The following is a 14,404-nucleotide window of genomic DNA, read 5'->3' on the forward strand; positions in this document are numbered from 1 at the left end:
AATCAAGGGAGGGGCTCGCGAGAAGGAGAAATCGAGGGCAACCGCTTGCCGTACAGGCTCAGGGTCTGGGTGCGTCCGTCCAGGGCGAAGCGCGCCGATTGCGGGGTGAGGTGTTCCAGGCGCCAGCCGTTGGGCAGGCTCTGGCCCAGGCGCACCGTCAGGGGTGGGCCGTCGGCTTGTTTAAGCATGGCCATTTGCAGGTTGCCGGTGATCATGATGCCGCTGAGGCTCAGGTTCGACAGGCTGGTGACCCGCGCCTTGCCCGCCACACGGTCAGGGCTGCGATCCGGGCTGAACAGCGGCGCTTGCCAGGTACCGGCGAGGTCAGCCAGGGCCACCGTCGGCGGCGCCTGCAGGTTGAAGGCGGGCTGCGCCGGCGCAGGTTCCTCGGGCAACCACTGCGGTTCATCGCCGATGCTGCTGAGGATCACCGCCATCAACAGTCCCAGTAACCCGGCCAGGCCGAGCAAGCCCCACTCCAAGGGGCGCAGTGTGCCGTTCATGGTGCCACCCGCGCCGGTTGCAGGTAGCCGCGCACCAGCAGGTTGACCACCAACTTGCCCGCGCCGCCACGGGAGGGCGCTTCGCGACTGCGACGGATGCGCAGCTCATCGACGAACAGATACGGCGGCTGATACTCCAGCGCATGCAGAATCGCGGTCAACGGTTCGATGGCGCACTCAAGGGTCAGGCTGACCTTGACCTGGCGATACGGCTCGCCGGCGTCCTGCCCGGCAGTGATGGGTTTGCGCTGGGTCAGGCTGCAACCGCCGCCACGGCTGGCCTGGCTGGCGATGAGGTCGGCGAGGCGCTGCATCAGGTCGGCGGCGACCACGTCGGGGTCATCCCCCGGCAACAGGCTGGCGCTGCTGGCCGGGTCCTGGCGGGCCTGCTCAAGCTGCTGGCGAAGCGCATCGCCCTGGCGCAACAGGCTGGCATAGCGCTGCTGCTGTTCGCGCAACTGTTCGGCGTGGGCGCCCATGCTGCGCAGCGGCCCGGCGAACCAACTGTCGATCAACAGCCAGTAGGCCGCGCCCAGCACGACGGCCAGCACCAGCAAGGCGGCCCCGCGGCGTTCACGGGGTGTGAGGGGTCGGCGCATCGGCAGCCTCCTGGCGCAAGTGGGCACGCAGGGCAAACTGATCCTTGCCGGTGCGCGCATCGGGTTGAATCACCCCTTCGAACTGGGCGTTTTCCAAACGGTGGCAGCCTTTGATCCGGGTAATCAGGCCGCTGGCCTTGGCGCTTTGACCGGCGATGGAAATCTCACCGTCCTTGACGTCCAATTGCTCGAACCAGGTGTCGGCCGGCAGGCAGCGGGTCAAGTCATTCAGCAGCCCGGCCAAGGGCGGCTGCGCCAGTTTGCGGCGCGTGAGGTACTGCGCCGCGCCCTGAGTGTTGAGCAGTTGCTGGCGCAGGGCATGCACCTGGGCCACCTGGGCTTTTTGTTGCTGGACGCTGTGCTGCATGGCATCGAGGACGCGCTGGCGGTCGTTGAGCCACAACAGCATCGCCGCGATCAGCAAGGCGCCGCACAGCCACGGCAGGCTGCGTTGCAAGCCTGAGCCCTGTGCGCGTTGACGCGGGCGCAGGCTGGCGGGCAACAGATCGATGCCCAGATCTGCCACATCCACCCGATGAGGCCGCAGGCCCAGGGTGGCGCAGTCGGCGAGAATCTGGTCCAGGCGCTCACGCAGGATTGCTACCAGCGTCACCTCAAGGTGCGTGGACGTGCGCTGTTCCTGGCGCACGACGAAGTACAACTGCTCGGCATCGAACGGTGTGTAGCGGTCCAGTTCATACCCCACCACATTGGCCAGGTTGCGCGCCGCGGCCAGGGGCAGGTGCACAGTTTGCCGCAGCACGTCGTCAGGGCCGAGCATCAGCACTTGGCGCGCTTGGCCCAGGTCGAGCGGCGCGCTCAGCGGCCAGTGATGGATGCGCTCCGGCGGCTCCTTGAGTGCCAGCCAGCCCGGCACACAGCCGCGCAACTCCGTGAGCCACAGGCGCCAGGCCTGTTGGGCCAGGCTGCCGCGCCAATGACGGGCGATAGGTTCGAGTCGATTCATTCTTGCCACCGCAGCACCCGATAGGGCTGTGCGCTGTCCTCCGCTGGGCTCAGTGAAACGGTAATGCGCACGCGCGCCTGGTAACCGCCGGGGCGCTCGGCGCGGCAGTCGATTTCCACCACTTGGCCGGGGTCGGCGCCCTCGGCATTGCGGCTTGGCAGGTTGAGCGCCTTGCGCATCAAGGGGCTGGCGAACGCCGGATCGGGTCGATCCAGGTCGCTCCACAAGGTGATTTCGGGCAGCAATTGGCTGTAGAGCGCCTGGGTCATGCCTGGCAGCTGGCGCACTTCTTCGAGCACCCGAAACGGCGCCAGGCCCTGTGTACGCCGGGCCTCGAGCGCCTTGACCCATTGCTGCGCCTGGACCGGCGTGGCGCCGCAGGCCAGGGCCAGGCGCGTGAGGTCATCGGCCGAGGCGTTGATCAGGTACAACTTGCCGCGCTCGCTGCGCAGGCTGACCTGCAGCCGCGCATCGTCAAAGCCCAGCGCCATAGCGCGCCCATCGGCCACCCAGTGCGGCTGCGCCATCACCATGGCGATACCGGCCTGGGCCGCCAATTGCGTCTGGGTATGCTGTTTGAGCCACAGTGCCTGGCGACTTTGCAACTGCACCCAACCGGCCAGGCCGCCGAGCAACACGCTGAGCAATGCCAGCACCCAGAGCACCAGCAGCAACGCCGCACCGCGCTGGCGCTTCATTCTTCCAGGCTCCCACTGGACAGGTTCAGGCGCAGCGCAATCACTTGGGTGACCCACGGCACCGGCCCGTTGACGTTGGCCACGATGCGCACCGCATACGGCAAGCGCCTCGGCCAGGGCCAGTCAGCGACCCACCCGGTCGGCTGGCCCAGGGGCGACAGGCCGCGGTAGCTAAACTGCACCTGCTCGACGTGGTTGAGCAGCACCTGCGGTTCAACGCGGGCCGGGTTGATGTGGGATTCCAACTGTGCGAACTGCACCTGCAAGGCCTGGTCGACCCGCTGCAGGGTAAAGCGCTGGATGCCGCCGCCGAGCACACCGGGTAAGGTCGACACAAACTGCAGGCGCTCGGCCGTGCCGCTGAAAAAGCCCTCGGCCTGGCTGTCGTCTTCCATCACATCCAGGGGCAGCGCCTCGCTGATGGCGGTACGCAAGAACTGCTGGGCGGCACGCATTTCGTCCAGGCTGACGGTGTAGCGCTGGGCCTTGGTCACCGCACGATTGGCGCCCAGCAAGGCACCGCCGACCAGCACCAGCAGCACTGCGAGCAAGCTGAGTACCACGAGGATTTCCAGCAAAGTGAAGCCCTGCTCGCGGCGCTTCACAGGCGCGCCTTCAAGGTACTGAAGTGCGCCTGGTGCGGGCCTTCGCTGACGGTCAGCTCGAGGCGATACAGCTGCGGCTGTTGGCGGCTGACGGTCAGTTGCCAATGGATGCCATCCAGTTCGCCCTGGCGCACACCGCTGTCGAGGCGGCCGGCGGTTTCCTGATCGAGCACCGTGAGCGCCGCATGGGCCAGCCGATCACTGCGCGCCACCTGCGCCAAGGAACGCGCGCTCTGGCCGAAGGCGACCAGCAACACGCTGCTGCACACCGCCAGCAGGGTCAGGGCGGCGAGCATTTCGAGCAGGGTGAAACCAGCCTGGCGCTTCATGGCAACGCCTTGGACTGCACGCTGCCGGTCAGCCAGCCGATATCAATACGCCAGCGCCGGGTGCCGCTGGCCAACAACAGGTTGCCGCCGGTGGAACTGCCGTCAGGGTAGAACTCAACCGCCGAGCCGGCCTGCTCGGCGGTGTGCATGCTCAGCTGCAGCGCTTGCGGCCAGTGCAGCGGTGGCCGGCCAGGCGCGCTGAACGCACGGTTGGGCAGATCGAATTCGGTACGCGCCGCCTGGCCGCTGATAATCGCCCCGGCGCGTGTAGCGCGCAGCGCCTCGACCATCTGCCCGACCACCCGACGCTCCTTGGCCGCTTGCAGGCCCTGGCGCAACCCGACGCTGAGCAAGCCGGCAGCAAGGCTGATCAGCAGGATCACCACCAGCATTTCCAGCAGGGTAAATCCACGCTGGGCCATGGGCCGCTTATTCCCAATTGCCCAGGTCGGCACTGTAGCCCTCGCCGCCGGGTTGGCCGTCCTGGCCGTAGAAGATCAAGTCAAAAGCGCCATGCTCACCGGGAAAGCGGTAGCCGAACGCGTGGCCGAACGGGTCTTTCAATTCCGACGGCTTGGCGTAGGGCCCGGCCCAACCGGAGGCCGTCGCGGGCTTGTCCACCAGTTGTTGCAGGCTGGTGGGCGGCGAGCCGACATCCAGCGCGTAGCTGTCGATCTTCATGCTCAAACCGGCAAGTTGCGCCTTGCCCGCGCCGTACTTGCCCTTGTCCACATTGCCGCCGACCTGGCGTACCACGATGGTCGCGACAATGCCCAGCAGCACGATCACGGCAAGCATTTCCAGCAGGGTAAAACCGCTTTGGCGGCGTCGGGCATTCATCGTTATAGCTCCTTGAAGTTCATATATGGCTGGTGAGGCTCATCAGCGGCAGCATGATCGCGAGCATGATCACCGCCACCAGCACCGCCATGACCACGGTCAGGGTGGGCACCAGTGCGGCGAGCAATCGGTCGATGCCGCGCTTGGCCTCGACGTCGAAAATATCGGCGACCTTGAGCAGCATGCTGTCCAGTTCACCGGCCTGTTCACCGACCTCGATCATTTGCAGCGCCAGTTCGGGCAGCAAGGGTTGGCCGCCAAACGCCTGGCCGAGGCTGCCACCGGCTTTCACCAATTCGGCGGCCATCGCCACCTGCGCCTGCAGCGCACGGTTGCTGCAGACCTGCCGGGCAATCACCAGCGCCGGCAGCAGCGCCACGCCATTGCTGAGCAAGGTGCCCAGGGTGCGCGTCAGCCGTGCCGCTTCGACCCGTTGCAGCAGCGGGCCGAGCACGCGCAGGCCGAGCACGCGGCGATCACAGCGCTCGCGGCGGCGCGGGTCGCGCAGGCCGATGACCACCGCCCACAGCAGGGCAATCAACCCGGCCAGCACCAGCAGCCCATAGGCGCCGAGAAACTCGCCGAGCCCCAGGATCACTTCGGTGATCAGCGGGATCGGCACGCCCAGGTCCTGGAAAATCGGCACGAATTGCGGCACCACGTACGCCAGCAACAGCGCCAGCGAACCCAACACGCCCACCACCAGGAACGCCGGGTAGATCAGCGCGTTGATCACCTCGCCACGCAGGCGCTGGCTGCGCTCCAGGTAGTCGCTGAGCTGGCGCAGGGTGCGCTCCAGCGCGCCGCCCGCCTCACCGGCGCGCACCATGCTCAGGTACAGCGGCGAGAAGCTGCCGCCCTCCTGTTCCAGCGCGGCCGATAACGGTTGGCCGGCCTTGACCTCATCGCGGATGCGTTCGATCAAACCGCGCACCTGGGGCGAGCCGGGCTGCTTGAGCAGCAGGCCGAGGCAGCGTTCAAGGGGCTGGCCGGCGCCGAGCAAGGTCGCCAGTTGTTGCGTGAAGCTGACCAGGCCCGCGCCTTTCAATGCTCCGCGCGCAGGGCTCAATAGCGGCCGGCCCGCTGTCTCGATCTGCAACAGCAGCAGGCCGCGCTTGTGCAACGCGGCGACGGCAGCGGCTTGGTTCTTGGCTTGCAAGGTGCCGTTGTGGGCGACACCCTGGCTGTCGAGCGCGCGAAACTTGAACAGCGTCACGCGGGTTCCCCACGGGTGACGCGCAGCACTTCTTCCAGGCTCGTGACGCCGGCCAGCGCCTGGCGCAAGCCCTCTTCATACAAGGTGCGCAAGCCTGCGCGGCGGGCGGCCTGCTCGAGGGTGGCGGCGTCGGCGTGGCGCATCAACAGGTCGCGCACCTCATCGTTCATCACCAGCAACTCGGTGAGGGCGCTGCGGCCATGGTAATCGCCGTGGTAGAGCAGGATCGGGCGCTGGTCGGTCAGACGGTCCAGGCCGTGCTCTTCGATCAACGCGGCTGGCGCTTCGAACGCCACGCGGGTGGCCGGGTCCAGGCGGCGCACCAGGCGCTGGGCAAGGATGCCGCTGACGGTCGAGGCGATCAGGTAACTTTCGACGCCCATGTCCAGCAGCCGCGTGATGCTGGCGGCGGCGCTGTTGGTGTGCAGGGTCGACAGCACCAGATGGCCGGTGAGCGCGGACTGGATGGCGATGCGGCAGGTTTCCAGGTCACGGATTTCGCCGATCATGATCACGTCCGGGTCCTGACGCACGATGGAGCGCAGCACACCAGCAAAGTCCAGGCCGATGGCCGGTTTTACCTGGATCTGGTTGATGCCTTCGAGCTGGTATTCGACCGGGTCTTCGACGCTGATGATCTTGCGCTCAGGGGTGTTGAGGCGCGACAACGCGGTGTAGAGCGTGGTGGTCTTGCCGGATCCGGTCGGCCCGGTCACCAGCAGAATGCCGTGGGGCCGTTCGAGCAGTTCAAGAAAGGTGGCCAGGCGCTGACCATCGAAACCCAGGCTGGGAAAATCGAACTGCACGGTCTGCCGGTCGAGCAAGCGCATCACCACCGATTCGCCGAAAGCAGTGGGCACCGTGGACACGCGCAAATCCAATTCCTTGCCCTGGATGCGCAGCATGATGCGGCCGTCCTGGGGCAGGCGGCGCTCGGCAATGTCCAGGCGCGCCATGATCTTCACCCGGGAAATCACCGCCGCCGAGGAGCTGGCCGGCGGCGCCTCGGCGTCGTGCAGCACGCCGTCGATGCGGTAGCGCACCTTGAGCTGGTGTTCGAAGGGTTCGATGTGAATATCCGAGGCGCGCTGCTCCACGGCGCGCTGCAGGATCAGGTTGACCAGGCGGATCACTGGCGCTTCGGAGGCCATGTCCTTGAGGTGCTCGATATCTTCCAGCGCACCGCCCTGCTCGCCCAGGTTCTCCACCAGCGTGCCCATGGCGGATCGGCCCTGGCCGTAGTAGCGCTCGATCAGGCTGTCGACTTCCGTGCGCGGGCCGATGGCCAGCCAGATCGGCACCTGGCAGGCATAGGCCAAGGCCTGGAATGGATACAGCTGGGCCGGGTTGGCCGCGAGTACGCGCAACCCGCCATCGGCCCAACCGATGGGCACCAGCTGGTAGTGGCGCATGAAGCGCTCGGTCAGTGCGGGGATCGGGTCGAGCAACGGCGGCGCCGCATCGGCTTGCACAAGCGGCGCATCGAGCAAGGCGGCCCAGGCGCGGGCCAGTTCGATTTCGCTGACCAACCCCAGGCGCGTGAGCAGGCCGAGCAGGTCGCTACCCTCGGTGAATAAGCGTCTGGCGCGGTCCAGGTCGACGGTCTTCAGTCCTGCATGCGCCATCAACCATGCGCACACCTGCTCGGTGTGCGGGACAGGCATCTGGCAGGCATTGATGGGGGCTGACGACATAATGAAGTGATATCTGATAGGGCGAGAAGTATGGCTATTTGGAACTACCGAACAATGCCATTAGTTCGCCATAGCCCTGCCGGGAGTTAGCCGGGGGTATCGACTGGAAGTTATAGCGCTAGTTCCTGTACGAGGGAAATATAAATACAAAACATTGCTGAATGCACTGATTTAGAGCGTTGGCAGCCAATTGCCACTAGTTGCACATAGCCATACGCCTTAATTATTCACACACTTTCTCTTAAATAACCGGCAAGGAAAAACAGGCAAGCGTTTTACTGCGGCACTACGCGCGAAGGTGTGTCGCCGGGAAGGGATTTCTCCCCCCTCTTCCATAGTCAATGTCGCTTTTTCCCATGGGCGTGCCAGGAAGCTGATCGAACGACTATTTCGGCCTAACGATGCTTATAAAACGCTATTAGAGGCATTTAGCCACACCCCCTACCCCATTGCAAAAAGCCATCTGATTACAGTCAGTTGGACGTTAAGCAAGCCACGCGCTCGTCGCAAAACTGGCGAAAAAACGCACCAAATGCTGTTAACGCCCTGCCTTTACAGGCGAAGAAGCACGCCTAGACTCTCACTCGATTCAGCTCCCTGGATCATGACCAACACTGGAAAAGGATATTCAAAATGAACGCCTTCACTTCGGTAAATACCGTCACCACGCCCCTCACCATCAACTGCAACTCCGTGACCACGTATAACGGCGATCCCAACGAAACCACCAAGGTCACGTTCAACTACCAGAACAACCTGCTGTGGGCTACCCAAGTCAATAACACTGCCTCAACGCAAATTCTCGCCGCCGACGCCCCTGCCGGACCGGTGATCCTGCGCGCGGGCGCCAAGGTGACGCTGCAAAACGTCGGCGCGGGGTTCAGCATCCTGTTCACTGGCGTCATCGTCGACAGCGGTTCCGAGACGCCTTTCACCAGCACCAACATCGGTACATTCAGCCTTTCCTGATCCATACGGGTTCTTTAGCCAGACCCCATCCCTGAAGCCGGCGGACGCGCACGTACGCCGGTTTCATTAACGCAGTACGGGACATGGACGGTACCCTCGCGTGACAAAGCATCGGATGCTTTATACCCGGGTTTGCTGGTTAACACTGGGCGCGATTCTGGCAAGCATCCTGTGGGTAATGGCGACCGGCAGACATACGCCGACGGCTTTGCCTGATGGGTTCAGCCACACTTTTTCCAGCGTCGAGTACGCCTCCCTGACCTCGGGCTGCGCCGACCTCGTTCCCGCTCCTTCCGCCTCTTCGGCGACCCCGGCACCCTGCCTGCCAGGGCCGATACTGCTGCCCGGCATGAACGTCAGCCGTCAGGTGGGTCCGGTGCTGTTCGTTCTGGTCGTCGACAGTCGCGAGGCCCGGGTGAACGCCGAACTGTCCATGGGCGGCGCTGGCCTGACCGGGTTGAGCATGACGGCCGACACACCCACTGCCACCTTTGACCTGGCCAGCGATGGGCAACGCATACGTGGCAGCCTGGGCGCATTTTTCTGTGCCCCTCCGAACACTTCGCATGTGCTCGCCGACTTCAATATCGAAGGCACGCACGAGGACAACAAGGACAGCGCGCAAGCCTATCGCGGCGACCTTATCCGCTGGCAGAGCCCAACCACCAGCGTGATTGCCCACTACCGCCAACCCTTGTTGCCGGACCTGCAAGTGACCGTGGAACTGCTTGATCCCTACAAACCCGACAGCAGCAACGCGTTGACGGCCCAAGTGAGTTTCTACTACGCCACGAACCTGATCGACCGCTACACCGTCATGGCCACCGCCACCCCCGTGACCCTGCGCAAATCCAGCGTCGGGCCGGTGCATATCCAGGGTGGGGCCTTGTCGTTTCGTCCCGCCACCCAGGAACAGCGGGGGCAGCTCAGCCTCGATGGCACTTTCCAGTCCGGCCATAACCTGCCCAACCACTACGCCGGCAGCATCGCCGACTGGTCGTGGATTCGTGGCCGTGCCGACAATTGCAGGGGATAGACATGACCAGCCGCGCCACCACCCCATCCGACTATCAGCAAATTGCCAACAGCGCGGCCTATGCCCTGCCCGATGACAGTGGTTATGGCTGGCGCGGCTACGTGATGCCCCAAGGCACCCTACCAGCCGATTTGCCGGCCAGCCTGAGCCCTGCCGATGCGTTCGATAAGCAGGCCGGCCATTACCTGTTTGCCCCCAGCGAGCCGGTCAGCCTAAGCAGCGACCCGTCGGCGTTTGTCACCGCCCTCTATGCCTTTCTGTTTGCCGTCGAGCAGCGCAACTTCGTCGGCAGGGCGCTGCTCTGGTTGCCGGGCAGCAACCTGCCGGCGCCCAAACGCTTCAACGACTATGGGTTGCGCATCAGCCTGGGGACGTCCTGCCAAGTGCAGAACAACCTCAACATAAAGCTCGGCGATCGCCTGACCTTCTTCATCAACTTCGGCACCTTCGTCAAATACGATGCCGACCTCAACGCGTTGCGCCTGAAGTCCAGTACCGGGATCAGCATGGGCTTCAACGACAAACTGCAGGCAGACAGCGGCCTGCAACTGACTCCCCCGCAGCAGCCGTTGGCCTATGTACCGCTGGACGGTAGCCAGGCCGCAAGCCTGGTGTATGCCTTGACCTACAACCCTGTGGCTGCGCTGCGGTATTTCCAGACCGGCTTTGCCTATGTGGTCAACACCGGGAACGGCAACACCCTACTCAACTACCCGGTGTTCAACCCGATCGGCATGCCGGCCACGTTGAACATGGGCGGTGTCCTCGACCCGCTGGACCGGCTGAACCAGCACATCAGTGCGACGCAACTGGCCGCCGGGTTGATCCGAACCGGCCTGGCCTTCGCCGCTGCCGGCAGCACTTCGCTGCCCAGTCAATGGCGCAGCACTGCCGGCAACCCCATCAATCTGGTCCCGCTCAATGGCCTCGATGCCAATGGCTGGCCCCTGCCCCACGCGGCCAGCCTGGTGTTCTGTGATGACGGCGCGAGCTACAGCCTCACCCTGAGCGGTGACTATGGCTTGAGTGTGCCGACCCTTCCCGCCGCCGTCGGGCAATCGCTGTTGTGCGGCATCTTCGGTACCGAATGGCTGAGCTTTTCCAACTACAATCCTGCGGCCAGTCCCACTGAAAATGACCGCATACGCCTGCTCGCCGCTCAATCGGCGTATGCACCCATCTTCCCATTCCCGACCAGCAGCCTGGTGTCCCCCACCAGCGGCGCGGTCACCGCCCTGCTGACCGGCGACTACCGGACCTCCTGGAGCAGCCTGATTGCCGGCGCCTCCATCCCGGCCTACAGCGCACAGCCCGACGGCAGCCCGCTTTATGGCCAGGCCGCAGCCGCTGGCGACACCGTGATGCTGGCCCCCGCCGCGCCACGCACACCGCTCCCGCAAACCCCAGGCTTCGCCTTCCCCCTGGTGCCGTATGCCGGCATGACCAATACGACGGGCGTCAATCTGACCCAGTTCGAGAGCGAGATTCTTGCCGCCTCGCGCAAGAGCCTGATCAGCGCCGCCACCCTGCCGGGCAGGCGGGCCGCACGGCTCAAACGGCTGCAACGGGCCCCGGCTGGCGCGGCCGAAAAACCCGATCGGGCGACCACACCGCAAGGCTTGCTGGTGGACCTGGATCCGGACGGTATCGGCTACCGCAAAGTGCTGCTGGCACGCTCGAAATCTGCCGAGAGCATGCTGGATTTTGCCTTCGAGCAGCCCACCGAGGGGCTGCACGAGGCGCTGCAAACCAATCAGTTATTTCTCGTCGGCGTCAACCCGCAACCGTTTTTCACCCAGGGCGCAACGTTCAGCAACCACATGGAGATCGCCGACTGGCACTTCATCGCCAATATCGGTGCCGGCGTGCAAACCACCAGCTACCGCAACGTGCTGATCATGAAATATTGCAGTGGCAGCCTGAAAGAGCGCATCGACAATCCCAACCGCTGGACCCTGCCCGAGACGTTCTCGAAAACCGCAGATCTGGTGCCGGGGCTTGAGACCCTGGCGTACACCGGTTTGTCCCAGTGGCTGCAGGACTTCATCAGCGCCGCCGAGCTCAAGGCCGCCGCCACACCGGACAGCCTCTATGCGGACTTCGTCGCCCAGGTCAACGACCCCGAATGGAAAGGCTTTATGGTGCTCAATGCCGACCTGCCCTTGGACAGCCTCCCCGAGCAATTGGCCGGGATCGCCGCCGGCATCGATTACAGCCGCTTTCTCGCCCACCACTTCGGCGCCAGCGTCAGTCGCATCAGCCATCAGGACGACACCTTGGATATCCAGGGCATTTCCAATCTCTTTGGACTGATCGACTATCAGAACCCGGCTTATGAACAGGCCCGGGCCAACGGCGCGGACGCCGACATGCCCATCGCCCTGGCCACGACCGAAGGTTATGCCTTCAGCGTCCTCCAGCTCCAGGCACTGTTTCGTCAGTCCAGGCTGGTGACCTTCAACAGTCGTATCCAACTGAGCCTGGACCGCCTGTTCGGTTCAGCGATCCAGGCCACGCGACGCGCCGAAGATCCGAGTGCCGTAAATGCCATGGTCCTCGACGGCAGCGCCCTGCAACAAAACGACACCACCACCTATGTTTTCGAACAAAGCCAGAGCTACCTGTTCAACCTGGACAGCAACGTGCTGCCGGCCGCATCCGTCAATCGCATCCAGTTCAACACCCTGGGCAGCCCGGACAGCGGCGTCACCACCGCCAGTCGTTTCCTGATGTGGGGCAAGCTGGACTTCGCCCTGCTCGAGACCTCCTCCGGGCCATTCGACCTGTTGTCCTTTGGCAGCGAAGACGGCAGTGCGCGCAACGAGGGCCTGGCTTATACCAACCTGCAGATCGGCATGAGTTTTCCCAGCGCCACACCCAACGCCGTGAGCTTCAGCTTCGATCCCGGCAACCTGGGATTCGATCCGGTCACCAGCCAGGTTCGCGGCAAAAGCCTCTACAAGGGTTTGACCCTGCAGCTCAAGCAATTCATCCAGGCGCCGGAACAGAAGAAACCCGCGGATTACGGTTTTCTCCCGGTCCTGCCGGAGAACCTGTCGCTCAAGCCTATGTCCGGAGCCTGGTCGGGCATTGTCTACAAAGTCACCATGGGATCGCCCGGCGCCTTGGTCTCGGGCGCTGGTTTCGAGTCCGACCTGTTGGTTGCCTGGTCGCCCGACAGCCAGAGCACCGACGCCAACCCCATGCTCTTCGTTGGCTTGAGCCTGCCGGGTGCCGCGCCATCCGCCAGCGTGTTTTCCCTGCAGGGAATCATCAAGGTGTCCACCGGACCGATCAAACTGCTCTACCAGACCATCCCGGGGCAGCCCGATCCGCAAGCGAAATTCTTCAACCTGCAACTGACCGATATCGGCATCAAGATCCTCGGCATCGCCAAGTTGCCCCCGGGGGCGACCCTGCAGTTTTTCCTGTTTGGCGACCCTCAGTCCTCCGGCAGCCTGGGCTGGTATGCCGCCTACGTCAAAGATCCGGACAGCGACACCGAGCGCCTGCTGGCCCTGGCGCCGGATACGTCCACGCATCCGGCACTGACCGGGCCCTCGGAGATCGCCTCATGACGCGCGTCCTGTACTGGAACATCGAGAGCTTCGGCTATAACAAGATCCGCCCCTTGAGCACCAAGCGGAACCGCGCCGGGGCGTTTATTCCCGACCTGAACGCTGCCGACCGACTGGCGCTGATCCTGGCCCATATCACCGCCTTCAACCCGGACATCTTCGTGGTGGTAGAGACCGCCAGCGGCCCGAGCCACGGCCCAGGCTCACTGATTTCGCCAACCGGCGGCTGGCAAGGTTGCGTGGAGCTGTTGTTGCGCATCCGCAACCTGACCGGCCTTGCCTGGAACCTGGTGCCGCCCCTGGTGGTCGGCCAGGCCGGGCGAGCCGAGGGCGTCGCGGTGTTCTACAAACCGGTGATCCCGGCGGGCCCCGGCGTGGCGGCCGGCAGACGCTTGTTCACCGGCCCCAACGCCTGGTCACCAGCGGGCAATGGCATCAGCTTCAACCCCACCGTCTTGCCTGCGCCCGCCGCCGGCAATTACCCGCCGCTGCAGACCAACGCTTGTTTTACCGTCGCCGGTCGCGCTATTCCCCCTGCCGCCCTGAACCCCGGCAACCTGTCCGAAAGCCGGTGCGCGGCGCGGGTCGATTTCGTCGATAACCTCGGCGCGCCCCTCAACTATGGCGGCCTGCGCGAACCCTATATGGTGACGTTCTGTGAAACCGTCGACGGCCCGCCCGTGGTGGTGCAGCGCAACCTCACGCTGTTTGCCATCCATTCGCCGCCGCAGTACGTGGCGGCCAATGCCTACCTCAACGGTCTGGCCAACGTGCGTGACATCAGCGCCGCCCTGGGCGCGTTGGAAACCCGGGTCATCACCGGTGATTTCAATGTCAACCTGCTGAGCCAGACCGGCAATGATCCACTGCGCTACGCCCCGCTCACGGGCCTGGGGTACGCCCTGCAACTGCAGCCACCGGCTGCGGCCCCGCCTCCGGCCCTGGATGCCTACATGGGCTATTTCGCCACCCACCTCAAGAGCAAGAAATCGACGATCTTCTGGTCGACCAACGTGGGAGCCGTGCCTTATCCGGGTTACCGCTACATCGGCTCGTCGAGCAGCAGCAACCTGTATTCGATCGACAACATCCTGGTGCGTGGCGGCGCGGCCGGGAACTTCACCATCGCCAACACCGTGGTCGGCACGCCGCTGAATGTGGTCAACCCCGCGCCTGGCGGTGCGCCCGTGGGCATGGTGGCCATCGCCAGCGATTTCCAGGCGCCTCCGCTCGGCTGGCCGCCATCACCGGCGCCGGCATTCGCCGCTGGCGACCGGCAACGTTTCCGTGGCTGGCGAAACATGGGGCACATCCGCTCCACCAGCGATCACCTGGCCCTGTTCGTGACGGTCTGATTCAAGGAGAAGACA

Annotated in this window: 14 protein-coding genes; 4 read left to right on the plus strand and 10 right to left on the minus strand. The window is 64.4% G+C overall.

All coding sequences use genetic code 11. From position 1 onward, the window contains the following. Positions 1-2: 2 nt before the first annotated feature. The 10 genes from C4J85_RS17515 to C4J85_RS17560 are packed head-to-tail and all read right to left on the minus strand — an operon-like array spanning position 3 to position 7,421. Positions 3-503: a general secretion pathway protein GspN gene (locus C4J85_RS17515; protein ID WP_124410340.1), complete on the minus strand. Its 501-nt coding sequence runs from the start codon at positions 501-503 to the stop codon at positions 3-5. Then, entirely contained in the window at positions 500-1,102 is a 603-nt protein-coding gene (gene gspM / locus C4J85_RS17520; RefSeq protein ID WP_124367575.1) for a type II secretion system protein GspM, read from the minus strand. The genes C4J85_RS17515 and gspM overlap by 4 nt, the downstream gene beginning before the upstream one ends. Next, entirely contained in the window at positions 1,077-2,069 is a 993-nt protein-coding gene (locus C4J85_RS17525) for a type II secretion system protein GspL (RefSeq protein ID WP_124410341.1), read from the minus strand. Before C4J85_RS17525 ends, gspM begins: the two co-directional genes overlap by 26 nt. Beyond that, positions 2,066-2,767: a general secretion pathway protein GspK gene (locus C4J85_RS17530; RefSeq protein WP_124410342.1), complete on the minus strand. Its 702-nt coding sequence runs from the start codon at positions 2,765-2,767 to the stop codon at positions 2,066-2,068. Before C4J85_RS17530 ends, C4J85_RS17525 begins: the two co-directional genes overlap by 4 nt. Next, a complete protein-coding gene (locus C4J85_RS17535) occupies positions 2,764-3,372 on the minus strand; it encodes a prepilin-type N-terminal cleavage/methylation domain-containing protein (RefSeq protein WP_124410343.1) in 609 nt (202 codons plus the stop codon). The genes C4J85_RS17530 and C4J85_RS17535 overlap by 4 nt, the downstream gene beginning before the upstream one ends. Continuing rightward, positions 3,369-3,701 (minus strand): type II secretion system protein, encoded by a 333-nt coding sequence (locus C4J85_RS17540; RefSeq protein ID WP_124410344.1) that lies wholly within the window; start codon positions 3,699-3,701, stop codon positions 3,369-3,371. Before C4J85_RS17540 ends, C4J85_RS17535 begins: the two co-directional genes overlap by 4 nt. Further along, positions 3,698-4,123: a Tfp pilus assembly protein FimT/FimU gene (locus C4J85_RS17545; RefSeq protein WP_124410345.1), complete on the minus strand. Its 426-nt coding sequence runs from the start codon at positions 4,121-4,123 to the stop codon at positions 3,698-3,700. Before C4J85_RS17545 ends, C4J85_RS17540 begins: the two co-directional genes overlap by 4 nt. Before the next feature lie 7 nt (positions 4,124-4,130). Further along, entirely contained in the window at positions 4,131-4,541 is a 411-nt protein-coding gene (gspG, locus tag C4J85_RS17550; protein ID WP_124363483.1) for a type II secretion system major pseudopilin GspG, read from the minus strand. A gap of 19 nt (positions 4,542-4,560) precedes the next feature. After that, positions 4,561-5,757, minus strand: coding sequence for a type II secretion system inner membrane protein GspF (gspF, locus tag C4J85_RS17555; RefSeq protein ID WP_124410346.1), 1,197 nt, complete (start codon positions 5,755-5,757; stop codon positions 4,561-4,563). Next, positions 5,754-7,421 (minus strand): GspE/PulE family protein, encoded by a 1,668-nt coding sequence (locus tag C4J85_RS17560; RefSeq protein WP_124411208.1) that lies wholly within the window; start codon positions 7,419-7,421, stop codon positions 5,754-5,756. The genes gspF and C4J85_RS17560 overlap by 4 nt, the downstream gene beginning before the upstream one ends. 663 nt (positions 7,422-8,084) lie before the next feature. On the opposite strand from C4J85_RS17560, the gene C4J85_RS17565 reads away from it, so the two are divergent. The 4 genes from C4J85_RS17565 to C4J85_RS17580 all read left to right on the plus strand — a co-directional run bounded on the left by C4J85_RS17565 (position 8,085) and on the right by C4J85_RS17580 (position 14,389). Next, positions 8,085-8,420, plus strand: coding sequence for a hypothetical protein (locus C4J85_RS17565; protein WP_124367581.1), 336 nt, complete (start codon positions 8,085-8,087; stop codon positions 8,418-8,420). 100 nt (positions 8,421-8,520) lie between these two features. Further along, positions 8,521-9,456, plus strand: a complete 936-nt coding sequence (locus tag C4J85_RS17570; RefSeq protein WP_218567704.1) for a hypothetical protein — start codon at positions 8,521-8,523, stop codon at positions 9,454-9,456. Positions 9,457-9,458: 2 nt separating this feature from the next. Beyond that, positions 9,459-13,034, plus strand: a complete 3,576-nt coding sequence (locus C4J85_RS17575; RefSeq protein WP_124410348.1) for a hypothetical protein — start codon at positions 9,459-9,461, stop codon at positions 13,032-13,034. Then, positions 13,031-14,389: a hypothetical protein gene (locus C4J85_RS17580; RefSeq protein ID WP_124367584.1), complete on the plus strand. Its 1,359-nt coding sequence runs from the start codon at positions 13,031-13,033 to the stop codon at positions 14,387-14,389. The genes C4J85_RS17575 and C4J85_RS17580 overlap by 4 nt, the downstream gene beginning before the upstream one ends. Positions 14,390-14,404 lie beyond the last annotated feature (15 nt).

This window comes from Pseudomonas sp. R4-34-07 (assembly GCF_003852375.1).
Lineage (GTDB): Bacteria > Pseudomonadota > Gammaproteobacteria > Pseudomonadales > Pseudomonadaceae > Aquipseudomonas.

Excerpts from the sequence above, each read along its gene's own strand:
- C4J85_RS17515 (WP_124410340.1), bottom strand. The coding sequence starts at position 503 with ATGAACGGCACACTGCGCCCCTTGGAGTGGGGCTTGCTCGGCCTGGCC.
- gspM (WP_124367575.1), bottom strand. The coding sequence starts at position 1,102 with ATGCGCCGACCCCTCACACCCCGTGAACGCCGCGGGGCCGCCTTGCTG.
- C4J85_RS17525 (WP_124410341.1), bottom strand. The coding sequence starts at position 2,069 with ATGAATCGACTCGAACCTATCGCCCGTCATTGGCGCGGCAGCCTGGCC.
- C4J85_RS17530 (WP_124410342.1), bottom strand. The coding sequence starts at position 2,767 with ATGAAGCGCCAGCGCGGTGCGGCGTTGCTGCTGGTGCTCTGGGTGCTG.
- C4J85_RS17540 (WP_124410344.1), bottom strand. The coding sequence starts at position 3,701 with ATGAAGCGCCAGGCTGGTTTCACCCTGCTCGAAATGCTCGCCGCCCTG.
- C4J85_RS17545 (WP_124410345.1), bottom strand. The coding sequence starts at position 4,123 with ATGGCCCAGCGTGGATTTACCCTGCTGGAAATGCTGGTGGTGATCCTG.
- gspG (WP_124363483.1), bottom strand. The coding sequence starts at position 4,541 with ATGAATGCCCGACGCCGCCAAAGCGGTTTTACCCTGCTGGAAATGCTT.
- C4J85_RS17560 (WP_124411208.1), bottom strand. The coding sequence starts at position 7,421 with ATGCCTGTCCCGCACACCGAGCAGGTGTGCGCATGGTTGATGGCGCAT.
- C4J85_RS17565 (WP_124367581.1), top strand. The coding sequence starts at position 8,085 with ATGAACGCCTTCACTTCGGTAAATACCGTCACCACGCCCCTCACCATC.
- C4J85_RS17575 (WP_124410348.1), top strand. The coding sequence starts at position 9,459 with ATGACCAGCCGCGCCACCACCCCATCCGACTATCAGCAAATTGCCAAC.
- C4J85_RS17580 (WP_124367584.1), top strand. The coding sequence starts at position 13,031 with ATGACGCGCGTCCTGTACTGGAACATCGAGAGCTTCGGCTATAACAAG.